The 13,544-nt window shown below is 54.7% G+C and carries 3 protein-coding genes; all 3 read left to right on the plus strand.

The genetic code is table 11. From position 1 onward, the window contains the following. Positions 1 to 194: 194 nt before the first annotated feature. From ASH01S_RS03445 to ASH01S_RS03455, 3 genes are read left to right on the plus strand one after another with little or no spacing between them, the layout of a single operon-like run. A complete protein-coding gene (locus ASH01S_RS03445; RefSeq protein WP_067923505.1) occupies positions 195 to 872 on the plus strand; it encodes a hypothetical protein in 678 nt (225 codons plus the stop codon). A 16-nt stretch (positions 873 to 888) separates the two neighbouring features. Further along, on the plus strand, positions 889 to 6,741 hold the full coding sequence (locus ASH01S_RS03450; RefSeq protein ID WP_067923508.1) for a hypothetical protein: 5,853 nt from the start codon (positions 889 to 891) through the stop codon (positions 6,739 to 6,741). Between the two features lie 12 nt (positions 6,742 to 6,753). Further along, a complete protein-coding gene (locus tag ASH01S_RS03455; RefSeq protein WP_067923512.1) occupies positions 6,754 to 13,536 on the plus strand; it encodes a hypothetical protein in 6,783 nt (2,260 codons plus the stop codon). Positions 13,537 to 13,544: the final 8 nt, after the last annotated feature.

Raw genomic sequence — 13,544 nt, forward strand, 5'->3', positions numbered from 1 at the left:
CCCATGGACCGTGAAGAAATGATTTGTGAAGAATGTGTGCTGTTTCCGCGGAACTATAACCGTGAGGCGATGAAAAAGGGGAAAGCCGGCATTCCCAGCTTGTTGTCGGAGATGATCATGGACAAAAGTGGCTTCGTGGCTCAGTCGTCTCCCATCCGGCTCTAAGCCCGTAGGCGGGGATGTGAATACGAACGATGGACGTCGAAGCCCTGAAGCAGAAGTACGAGGAGGTCTACCAGACTCAAATTCTCGATCAAGTGTTCATCATCCGCCCGCTCAGCCGGCAAGAGTACAAGGAGATTCTCGAGGCCGACCTTCCTCTTGGACAGCATCAGGAAGCCATCTGCAAGGTGGGCGTCATTTACCCCAGCGACTTTGACTTTGAGAATGGATTGGCTGGTTACGCCGAAGCCCTCTCGGACATGATCCTCGACATTTCCACTCTGAAGCCAGACCAAGGCAAACAGCTTCTGGAACAGTACCGAAGTGAGATGGCCAACTTCGATTATCAGGTCGACTGCATCATTACCGAAGCGTTCCCGCAGTTTACCCTTGAAGAACTGCAGACCTGGACGGTCAAGAAGACCATGTTGTATTTGTCGAGGGCCGAGTGGAAACTCGCCATGCTGCGCGGCGTACCATTGGTTCAGGTGCCGGAGGGCGATGCGCCGCCGCCGAACACTCCTTCACCATCTCCCTCTTCGGAGAATCCTCCCAAACAAGGACCTCTCTCCAAAGAAGAAGTGGAAGCGATGCTCAGCCAAGCGATGGGAAAACCCATCAGCCTCGATCAGGAAACACGGATCGGTCAGCCGCTACCTGAGTTCAGTTGGTTCCGGGCAGAAGCGGAGCTGAAAGGAGAATTTGACTAGACAGGAGGGTGTTGTCGTGGCATACGAGGACTATGAAAACGCGTATTCATCCTATCTGGATATGGACAACCGGACGCATGCGCGCTTTCTGCGTTCCGAGGATGATCGCGACGACACTCCTCTTTATCAGAAGATTGGAATTGGAGTTCTGGCCGGCGCCGCCCTGTTGGCCGTAGGCCATCGAACGGGCGCTTTGCATCAACTCGGTCGATTCCTTGAAACCGAAGGAAAGGGCACGCTACAGGCGGCCAAGGAAGCGTGGAGAGAACGAGGATCGGTCCTTCGCCCCGAGACCTATTCGGAGATGGGCCAAGCCTTCTTGGAACGCCGGCGCGAGATTACGGAGGAACTGCGCGCTCGTAATGAGGATTTCATCCGCAAACGCGAGTACGACATGGTGCGGTATCTCCGACAGCGCCAGGAATTGCTCGAGAAGCAGTTGCCCTTCCACATCGAAGAACGGATTCGGCAAGGGCAGATCCTGAATCATCTCCGGCAGGCTGGCATCCGTGAAGAAGCCGTTCACCAAGTCGAGTCCGCCTTCCATGCCGCGCGCGCAGGATTCTTACGTCATGCGGGAGACGAGCAGCTGCGACTTCACTTGGCGCAACATGGGGTCTCCGATCAGGACGTTCTCAATGAGGTCATCCGCGCGCGGGCCATCCACCGAGATTCGATTCGGAATACAGCGGAAGGCATTGCCTGGATTGATGGCATGCGAAAGCGGTGGCGCGAACAAACGGCCCATGACATCCAAACCACAACCCGTGACCAATCGAAGAGCGGCCGTCTGATCCGTGGACATAAGAGGGCCACGATCCAGGACATTTTGGATCTGCACGAAGCCGGTGTCATTCGGATCGATGCCGATACCCTGACCCAGATCCATGATGTCCTGAAATACAACAAGAAGTTCGGCGAAGCCATTTTTGACGAGAATTTGTATCTGGTCACGAAGAACGGCCGGACGGTTCTTCAGGACTACAAGGTGTACGATCAGATCGGCCGGCGGACGATGGAATGGTGGGCGAAGATGCTTCCCGGCGGACTTCTTCACCTTCGGGACATCTTGAATGTGAAAGAAGCGCGGGAGAAAGCCGCTTTTCGTATTTTTGAAGCCGGTACTCGACAGCCGGTTCTCAACGCGCATCTTGGCATTGCTCCCCAAGAGACCTTGCGTGAGCCGGTCGTCTTTTCAAATGGACATTTCGGCCGTTTGATGGACGCCAATGTCATCAACAATGATGCCCCGATTGAAATTCTCAACCCGAACCGGAGGATGTACCTGACTTCCTCACGCTTTGGAACTATCGGTAAGATTACGAGGCAAGTCAGCGGCATCGCGACCGATCACAAGCGACGGAATAAATTTACCGAGGCCCTGGACCTCTTTAACCAGATGCGGGACACGGAGTATGCCGAATGGTTCAGCATCGGGACGAAGTTCTTTAACCCCGATTGGGAACGAAACAAAGTCCGCAAGGCGCTGACCGAGCGTCTCGGTTACGACGATTTCTTCGACATGCACCGATACTTCTCCCGGTATACCGAAGGATTCTCGCCCCGTGTCTTTAAGAATCTGGTCGAGTACATGCCCGGACACCTGCAGGGATTCATCGAACACGAAGGCATTAACTTCAACCGGGATGAAGATGTGCTCAAGCTGTTTGAGTACCTGAGTCAGGACAAGGAGGCCACGTTCAGCCTCCGTCAATTTTGGGGCCAATATGAGCGAGATAAATATGGTGTCCTCGGTCGCAAGTATCCCGTTGGGGAGGCCAATCCGTTCCTCGGAGGATATGTCAAGATCCAGACGGGCATGGATCAAATCCGTCAGAAGGTCAGCCTGGAGTTGATTCGCCAGATCGAAGAGGTTCGCCCCTTTGCATCGAGAACGAACATTCGCGAGATTGCCGAGGAGCTTCAGGCACAGGGCAAGATTCTCCGGTCTGACCTGGAGCAGATCAGTTGGCTGAAGAACTTTTTCGATCTTGAGCGCCGCGGCCGGGAGATCTATACAGACAAAGATGCGGCGCTGGCCGAGATCAATGACCTGTTCCACGGAAGCTCGGAGGACTCACGCCAATTCCGTGCCTCTTTGGAATCGATGGTCAAAAAGACCAATCCCATATGGCAAAAGTACGCGAGTACACGAGCGGCCAACCGAGTCGGTGACGAGTACATCGCGGTGAACCAGGCGAACTTTAAGAGTCTGTCGGATGTTATCAAACAGCTTGGCTTTCGCACAGGACGTCGAAATCTCGAAGACTTTACCACGCTCTCCGTGTTTGGATCCTTCTATCCGGTGTATCGTTTGCAGGAAGCACTCGGCACGATGGGCCTTGGCTTCTCGGATGCCTCGATGGGAAGCCCGTTGCAGCTTTGGTCCAGCCTGATACTCAAACGCTTCTTGCCAATTGGCCTTGGTGTCGCGTACTGGCAGTACCTTGATTACAAGGCGGACGACTGGACCGGCATGAGCATCTCCGGCCGTTGGGAGACCTATAAGGCGAACAAAGCCTTGAACGAGGCCGCAGAGCGCGATGAATCCGGGGAGACGGAACAACGCAAGCGCGAAATGATGCTCCATCCCGGCATTGAGCAGTTTGGCGAGATGCCGGCGATTACGCTCCCAGGCCTGGGACGGATTGGGATGGGAAATCTCGCTCAGGTTGTGACCGGCACACTCGGCCTTCCGACACGTCCCCAGGACGCGATGAGTGAGGAGGAGTTGCTGGAATACTACCAGCAAGGCACAGATCCCGTCCGTAAAGGCCGCTGGTGGCTGTTTGGTTCCAAGAGTGCATACCGCGGCGATCGGATCATCCAGTTCGCGCCGAATGCCTATCGACGCGCGACCAGTGGCTGGGAGTATTCCGATGTGACCGCGACCGGTGAGGAACGCTGGTCGCATTCGATGATTCCGACCTTGGAGAACCCGCTGGGTATCCTCAAGATGCTGTTTGAGAGCCAGGATGAGCGGTACTGGTGGGAACTGAAACATTACTACGACCGGCCGTATCTTCTGACTGGGTCACTGTTCAACCCCAATACCATGTTCTTTGGCGACATCGGCAATGCGACGATTGGCCAGCTGATTAAACCGGTGAAGCAAATGCACCCGGAGTATTGGGGGAATCCCATCCTCCTGACTGAGCAAAATGAAGAGATTGGCCAGCGACCGACCGGTCCCATTGTCACCAAGGTGTCGCCCGCAGGCCGCATGGAAAACGTCGTTCTCGCGACTCCAGAGGAATATGGCTCGGAATACCACGAGGGTTCCTCTCTGGTGCCCCAGGAGGACTACGACGAGATTCATGAGGCCGCCCCGAGACATGCCGCAGGGCCAGGACGATACGTTCGTATGGATCGTTTGGATGACGAAGGGAATCCAACCGGGGACTACACGCTGATGGATCTTCAGAGCGGCGATACGATCTTTGTGCCCAGTCGGGTGGCCAAGGAAGGATATACGCCACCAGAACTCTTTGATATGGCGGCGGCTGGACCCGAACCCTCCGAGGAGACCAAGCCTCGGGCCATGTTCAGTCAGGAGTTTGCGTATCACAACGAGATCCGCAACCGGCGGCTTCGCAATCTGCAAGATCCACGCAGCATAAACTGGCAAGCCCAAGAGTTCGCCGCCAACTGGCAAGAGACCCTCGGTGTGTACAACTGGCTCGTCAGCGAAGAACTGTTCAACTATCAGCCGTACGCCATGAAGACGGTGATCGACAAGGCGGATCGGGCCACCAACATCTCAAACCAGTTCTGGGAAGCCAACCTGGGTGGACTTGGCGGGGAACTCTCCGAGATTGGACGCCGCTTCATTCGGCGCGACAGTGGTCAACTCCAGCATTATGATCCCGTGCCAAACCAGATGCCAGACTGGCTTCCGGGTGGAGATTATTTCCTCAACTTCCATGTTGGAGATCCTTACGCTCTCATCCCCTACGGGGAATACCGGTTGCCGGGTGAAGCGTATGAGAAACTGAATCCTTTGCACCCGGACGAGACCGGCCGCTACGGCGCATTCGATAAGTTCAAGATCCTTGCTGATGTGGCGCCGTGGTCAGATGAGTACAAGTTCTGGCGGGACTATGTCACCCATAACATCACCGACGAAGAATTGCGGAAACAAGCGGCGGACATCAAGCGACAAGTCGCCAAACGCAAGCAAAAGTACGAGTTCTACGAGTATCGCTTCAAGGACAAGGATCTGAAACTCGAGAAGGTCCATGTCACGAAGCTGCTCGATGACTATACATTCTTGACGAAAGAGTACCCGGATACGCCGATTCGTCTGGCCGGCATGCGGTATCAGGCGAAGGCACCTGGGGTTTTGGCCAGCTACATTCACCCGGGGGATGTCGTGACCATTGGGGTCAATGCCGACGAGCTGCATCGGGTCTCGGATGATACCTATGGCACGATGCGCGCGGTTGTCTATATCGATAACCTCAAGAACATCAACCTCGACATCCTGCAAAAAGGCCTGATGAAAGAAAACGAGACCGACTTCTCCGCGCCGGCGGTCCACGCGCGATTCACACCGAAGGAGATTCGGGAAGGCCAGCGATGGGAAACCATTGCCCACTTTGAATCGCCGCTGAACACGAAGTTCCTGCAGGTTCGCAGTGCCCTTGAAGAATACGAGCGAGACCAAGTGTACGGCAAGGACTATGCGACGTGGCAAGACTTCATGATCCGGGATTACCTCATCCCGGCCTACCAATCGGAGATTCGTAAGGATCCTGCGGAAGCCGCCATGCGTGGCGCATTCATGGGTGCCTTTATCGGACGCGTCTTTTTTGGTGGTGGGCGCCGAACCATCGGTGGGGCTATCATCGGCGCGCTGGTGACTGGTTCAGGGAGCCTGTGGCGAGAACACTGGGAACACGAACATGGCGAGACGTGGATCCCGAAGCGCCGGCGGATTGAGAATGACATCAACGAATACTTCGACCTGTTGAATTACATCAAGTACAATGCCTTGTACAACAAGGCGAAGGACGAGGCGAGGGAAGAAGGCTACGATGTCGACGCCATCGTCCGGTACATTCAACAGAAGCAGGAAGACACCAAACGCCTTCGTCAGCAGTTGCAGGCGGAGAAAAAACGGCTGTATCTGGAGCAGCCCAAGGACTTCGACGAGAAGAAGAAAGCGATCAATGAGAAACTGGAAGCTATCGACGAGGATAAAGATGAACTGGTACTTCCAGAAATCGTGGTCGAAGCTCTAGAATACAAGAAGAAACGGGATAGCACCTTGTATGGGGTCGATCCCTATGGAGATCGGCTTCAAGTCATGGCGGCATTCCCGTACAAGGATCGGTGGTTCTTCAACGCCTTCGTGGAGGCGTCTCCGAAAGAGCGCCAGCGTATTCTTGAACTGGTTCCCGATAACGAGAAGCGCATTTACAAAGCGATCTGGGGGATGGATCCCGGAGAAAAGCCGTCTTTGGAGGACTACTTCACAAAGAAGTATTACCTGCCGGGACCGGATTGGGCCGGATGGCGTCCCGAGTACGACCTGAACGACATTAAACTCAAGGTCATTCGGAACTACGACAGCCTGGATTTGAGTGATTTCAACTTCTGGCCCGAGGATGTCGAGGCGGCAAAACTGGCGCCGGATCTGAATCGCGGCAACCAGATTTACCGTTCCCATGTCGACACCACGTTCAAAGGGTATCGGGAGATGTCCCGGCGCATTCAAGAGGTACTGGAAGGACAAGGTCTGCGAGATGTCCGCGTGACGGCCGCGCCTTCCGGCTCTAACAACTCCCGGATCATCTTTACCTATCAGGAAGACCGCAGCCAAGAGATCGCGGACAACCTCAAGCAGAACATCGACCAGTACGTGTAAGGAAGTGACGAGATGGCCGATTACTTGAATCTGATCAGTGCCGGCGTACAAATGGTGACCCAGACGCAAAGCACAACGCCCATCGGCATTTTCTATCCGGTCCAACGCCGGCCACGAAAAGATACCACGGAGTACGACCAGCGTGTCGCGCATGTACTGGGTCGGATCAACAGCACGAGACTGAGTTCGAACTTTGGCAAGCCGGGAATCTATGACCACTTTGTCTCGATGGCACAGTCTGCCCGACATCCCGGCCAGCCGGCCGTCGCCACCTTCAATGAGTTTGTGCGCAGAGCCATGCACGGCGTTCACGGTCGATATGTGGCGTTTGACATTGAGACCCTTGGGGATGCCATGACGGGTCATGCGCTCTCAATCACCGAGATTGCCGCACAAGGATTCAATCCCATCCTGGGAACAGACCGGTCCGGCCGGCAGCTGGTGGTCGGGGCCACCCCGTCGAATGTCCGATTCAGCGCGATCATCCGGCCGACGAATGAGACGGTGCAGTATTTAGAAAACCTGATCACTCGTCTGGAACGGGATCCATACGCATGGCGATTCATGACAGACGCGGAGAAGAAGTCTTTGTATAACCTGATTCGCTACGATCCCGAAGGACCAGAAGGCGCTCAGCTCGAGGATCCTTGGCGCATTCGGCACAATCCTCTGGCCGCAATGCTCGAACAAGATCCGCTTCAGAACATGCAGCCGTATACCGCCAACATGCGCCGAGGTCTGGAATACTTGATGGAGAAGGGCACCAACCCACAAGACGTGATCCGTCAATATGATGACTTCATTCGACGGCACTCCGCCAAACTGTTTCTCTCCCAAAACGGGACCCAGTTCGACCTTCCGGTTCTTCAGCGTTGGGCCGAGCAAATGGGAGAATCTCTTCGCACACCGGCCAATCACTTGGACCTTCTGACACTGAATCAGACCATCTTCCAAAACCCGATCACCATGCACCAAGTTTATGGACAAAATACCGCGGTACGTCGATTCGTGGATGGTGCTTGGTCTTTGCAGGAGTTGCGCCGCACGTTCGGATTTGAGGAAGGTCAGGCCCATAGCGCGTTACATGATGTGGGTGAGCATGGCTTGGGTGGCGTGTTTGCCAAAGCCCTCCCGTGGATCCAACGTCAGATTGAGGACCGAAAGATTGATCCAACAACGGGATTCAGCCATCGCTCTCCAGTGTTTACGTGGAGTGATGCGAAACTTCAAGTCGGCCAGAAGCTGTTCTCTGTCGGCGGCGTGATGGCCATGCCGGGAATGGAAGATCACCAAGCTGTCCTCCGGGATGGAGAGTTCGTACCCTATAATCCTGGCTGGAACCGAACGATCATCAATACCCATACGTTCTATGAAGTGCAGGGAATCCGAAGGCTTAACCAACAGGGAGAACCGCTCAAACTTGCGATTCAATTGTACGACCAAGATAACGACCGTTACGCCTTCATTATTCGAGAAGGTAAGGATGCAATGGCTCAGATTGGTGAGTTCTTGCAAAGAAGCTTCATCAACTGGGATGGGGCGGATGAGGAAACCAGAAACAAAATCCGAAAGCGTCATGGAGAAGAGTACGCACGGCGCGCGTATCGCCGTCTAACCAGTCTGGAGGGGGCCGGTCGCGGCATGACGGCTGGCTTTATCGGAGCTAGGCGGATGTATCAGAACGCCGCCATGTATGAGAAGCGCCTTCAAGGTAAAGCCGGAAACATGCAGGATAACTTTGACGAGAACGGCAACATCATAGACCCCACACGGCGCATTACGCACCAACAGATGCTCGAAGGCATGGACTTCTACAGCAAACCCGGTTCCACTCCAGAGGAGCGCTTCAACCAACAAGAATGGGAGAGCTTTTGGTACATGCAACGTCGGCTTCGGTCGGAATTGCCGGTGATGATGCCGGCGCTGGAAGCCATCGAAAAGGCATTTCCTGAACCGACGAGGAGACGCAATGAGAGCGAATTAGAGTATAAAAACCGTCTCTTCGAAGCGCGCCGGCAGCGCGATATTGCATGGCGGCTGTTTAATCAGTATCTGAATGAAGTTGTTGGCGACGATGGTCATGTCGAGGAGCTTCCGCTTGAGGAATATGAGAACCGTGGTCTCCATTTCCGAGACCGGGAGACAAAGAAGCCCGTATACATCAACTTCACGGATACCACCACGGCGTCAACGAGTATTTATCGCCATATCGCACATGAAAGGGAAGAGGTCCGAAAGCAGAAGCTGACGTCTCTCATTCACTCGTTGCGCGAGAGCAGCGCCATTGACGATGACACGGCGGAGTATTTCCATCAGGTGAACGCGAATACCAAAGGCATCAGTGAAACGGTCCGGACGATTGTGCAGCACCTGATGGCCAGCGCACAAATCATCCGGGATAAAGAAACTGTGTTGTCGCTTCGTGAGCGAAAGGCCATTCAGAAGATCTCGGATGATGTGTCCAAGGAACTGGTTCAGCGAGCCATCGATCAAACGAAAGGTGCGTGGGGAGTCGCCATTCAACGATCCTTTGGTGATAAAGAACTGCGCCTGAGCCCCGAGATGTCGCGCTTCTTTGATGAGGAGCTGGATCGGGTCAACCCCATTACGGGCCTGGAACCGAATAACAAGCAAGCGGTCATGGAAGTGCTGAATCGCTATCAAGAGATGTTCCCGCATATGCAATTTGCCTTGTCGGTGGCAAAGGACAAGACGGCGGCGGTCATCCACATGTATGACCCGGAGCATAGTGCAAGCGTGATGGAACATGTCCTGTCCGGCAAAGAACATCCGAACGCGCTTCAGCTGACGGTTCCGCTTGTGACTGAGCGCGGCACGATTGAATACGGAAACCGGAAACTTAACTCCCGCGTCACCTGGATGCCTGGACAAGGCAAGCAGGTCATTCGGGAGATGTCCTCGTCCGAGATGATGGCATACCACCTGACCGGCGAGCGGCGCATGAACGCAATCCGTGAGGCCATTGAGGCAGGTGACTGGAAGCGAGCCAATGACCTGGTTCGTCAGGGACTCAACAAGGGACTGGATCATTTGGCCACGATCAACTTGCAGGACTTTGAGATCAAGGACAACCTGTACAATAACAACCCGGCGGACCTGGTTCGCACCGGTCGCGTCGACATCTCTCCGGCCATGATTCACGACCTGTACAACCGCGGAATCTTGCGGGAGAAGTACACCGATGAATTTGGTCAGGAACGAAGCGACTTTGTGAACCCCGACGAGGTTTTCTATACGGATAAGAGAGGGAACCGCCGACTCAAGCGTCTGGTCAACATCTCGGCGCTGACCATCGACAGACAGGCGGAGCTGGTCATGAATGCGAGGAAGTGGGCGGAGGAACACGGCCGTCTCATCTACTCCTCGAGCATCAAAGGCGATATGGTGGCAAAAAACCTGTGGTCTTTGATTGACGGCCGGGATCTGGTTACTTACGGTACCTTCACCAGCATGGGCCGCGACAACCCGATCCAGTTCCAGAATGTCTCGCGGTTCTTGCCGGAAGTTGTGGAGCGCCTGGGTCAGACGAAGGTGTATCACAACTTCAATGAACTGGTAGCCACTCCACTGCAGCACGCGCTGCGGGAGGCACATCAGGATCGTTTCAGCATGAACGTGAAGATGACCTACATGAATGAGGCGGATCTTCGCAACCGGGTTATGGAACTGGCGGAAACAAAAGAAGGTCGTCGGCTGTTGCAGGAGGAGGGCTGGATTGATGAACAAGGGAACATCGATCCAGTGCGCATCGGCCGCGTCTACGAACAGCAAGCCGTCTTCAACCGTGACCTCATCAATGCCCTTGAGGTCGAACGACAGAAGTTCTATGACATGGGAGATGATCCTTCGACCTTTGAATGGGATGAGAAGCTGCTTCGCAATGGGGAGCCGATCGAAGGCGCCACGCTAAAGCCAGGCCAACGCATTGGATGGGCGATGATCGGCGGAAAGCGTACCGAGATTACCTATGACCGGCCTTATGAAGGGACACTCTGGAGCACCGATGGCCGCATTGGTGTGACCTGGCGAGAGAAGCCCTTCAAGTTCTTCTTCGAAGGCGAGAAAATGACGCGGGTCGGTGAAGGCGTATCACAGCGCTTGCTTGAACTCATCACGGGCGTCAAAGGCGTCGCCGGTATCATGAATACCGATGTCACGAAACACGAGGACTTTGGTGCCATGATGGCGGCACAGGCCAAGAAGCTCGCTGCCTTTACCATGGGTCTGCAGAACGAACGAGACCGCCAGCGCGCCATTGAGATGATTCATCAAGCGAACATTGGTCTGCGTTGGAATGGTTCCTATTTCGAAGACGTGAGCAAGGAACTTCAGGAGATCAATGCCAAGGCCTTCCGCGATGTCGCTGAGCAGCTGGATCGGGCGCTGGGTAAGGCCAAAGGCGCTGATCGGAGTCTCTTGGTCAATACGAAGCCACAGAAATACCAGGCGGTGTGGGGATTGGGTGACTTCCGCATGGCGAACGTCGCCCCAACCGGATTCATCGTCGACAAGGAAGGCAAACACATTTTCTACATGGATGAAGATGATGACCTTGTTTCCAGCGGCGAATATAAGGGAACCAGCTACAGCCACCGTGAGATTGGTGTACTCAAAGCTACAGGTCGTGAGAAAACGGCAAACTATGTACTCGATCTCATGCGGAGACATGGACTCGAAATCGGCCGCAGGCAGGAGACCGTGAATTTTCTCAAGTCGATGGAGGCGTTTGTGGCGCCAGAAAATGTGGTGGACCCACGCTTTAGTGAAGACTCAGTGGTGCGGCTTGGTGTCCATGACCTTCGTCCTCTCCCGGATGCTTCCGAAGTGACACCGACCCAAGAACACTATACAGGCACCATCTTTGACCGCCAACATATTGAAAAACTGCTTGGCGACAAGTCGAACGAACATGGATTCTGGTTTGCCCTGCCGGAGTTGCCAGAGGACATGCGGATTCAGGTTCTGGAATACGCGCGCGGATATGGCGGTGCCAGGGAGAACCTCTCACGGCCCATTGATAAGATCTTCATCCCCTATACTGAGCTTCGCGGCCAGGGCAAGAACATTTATCTCTCGGAGGTTCAAAAAAGCATTGCCGACATTTATCGCAAGGCTCAGGCGGTGCGTGAGGCCGCAAGTAATCAGGAACTCGTCGATGCACGCAACGAGCTGCAATCGGCCGTGGACCGGTACATTAACACACTGGCTTATAATGTGACTTCCTCGAAAGGACAAACCGGAGAATCGACGTTCAAGGTCCGTCTCCCGTCCTCGATGCGTGGACGTGCCGCGCTGATCTCACCCGAAGAATCACAGATGCTCCAAGGTGAGCATGTTTTTATCAGTGAGCATGATGCGAGAAAGATGGGCATCTATGACGATTTGGCGGATGGACAAACCCGAGAAGTCATCGTGAACCGCTATCCGACCTTCCACCAGGATGCTTTGAAACAGGCCATTCTCCACATGCGCAGTGATGTCGCACCGGGAGAGATTCACGTGACGTCCGGTATCGCGGACCTTCTCAAGGCCGACGCCGACGGTGACGAGCTGAACCTCTTCTATGCGGCGGACAAAGAGATCCAAAACGAGTGGCGCCACATTCGAACGATGGAAGAGAAGATGGCGGCACAGCGGACCAAAAAGATCCTCAACGACTTTGCCGAATCCCCGCGTCGCTTTGATTTGGAGAGTTTGGCGGCCGACCAAGGTGGCGTGTTCCGCCAGATTGAACCTGGCAATGCGGAAACTCAGGCAAAGATGGGGAAGATGTTTGTCGGTCTAGCTGATACGATGAACTTGAAGCTCCGTCAATTTGCCGCAGACTTTGTAGAGGATCGGGACCAGCGTGCGGCGGTAGAGAGTTTTGGCCAGGGCTTGGTCCAGCGGATCATCTCCTCCAAACACGGTGGCACAGACATCGGCGCCTTGAAGATGCTCGATGCCATGCGACTTGGAAACTGGGATGAGCTAGAGTCCATTGACCAGGACTACTTTGGCGGTGTCCTGACTCAAAAGCACCGCCTTCGTGAAGCTGTACCCGTTCTCAAGGACATCACCACGAAGCTCCAATACGGTCTTTATAACCCGACGCTCAACTTCGGTACGGCCGGCGGATGGCGCGTCAACAAGACCGGCTTGGCACCATTGATGGAGGCCGTACAGGGGCGGCTTACAGATCGTGAGTCCACGGGCAGCAACCCGTTCCTGCAAATGCTTCAGGATTTGATGGGTGTCGAATCCGAAGACGGCCTGCCGAAATACCGGGTCGAGCCGTTCCAAACCCAAGAGCCACTTCGACGGCCGGAGCGCGCGGGTGGACTGGCGGGTTTCATCAGTGAGACGCTCGAGGATACCACAGGCGGGATCGTCGATGCCTTTCGTCCGGGAACGATGCAGGCCATTACAGATCGGATCAAGACATTCTTCTCAAAACCGAGAAACAAGTGGGGATTCATCGGCGGAATGCTCGGACTTGGTGGTATAATGGCTTATAATACCCTTCATGAAACGGAACTTGAACCGCCTCCGGGACCGCCGACTCCGGCGATTTCTCCGATCGATGAACCCTCTCCTCAAGGCGCCAACATCTCCATCTCTGCCAGCGGAGACAAACAGCCAGAAGAATCCTTTGGTCCTATGGTTCACGAAGGCATGCGAAATGCGGGGTACAATGGCGGCCCTTCGAATATGACGGTCAACTATACGGACAACACCGCCAATCTGAACCGAAACTGGTATCGAGACAAGGTTCAGCAATCGATGGCGATGTAGGGGGAAAC

The organism is Alicyclobacillus shizuokensis NBRC 103103 (assembly GCF_001552255.1).
In the GTDB taxonomy this organism is placed as follows: Bacteria; Bacillota; Bacilli; order Alicyclobacillales; family Alicyclobacillaceae; genus Alicyclobacillus_G; species Alicyclobacillus_G shizuokensis.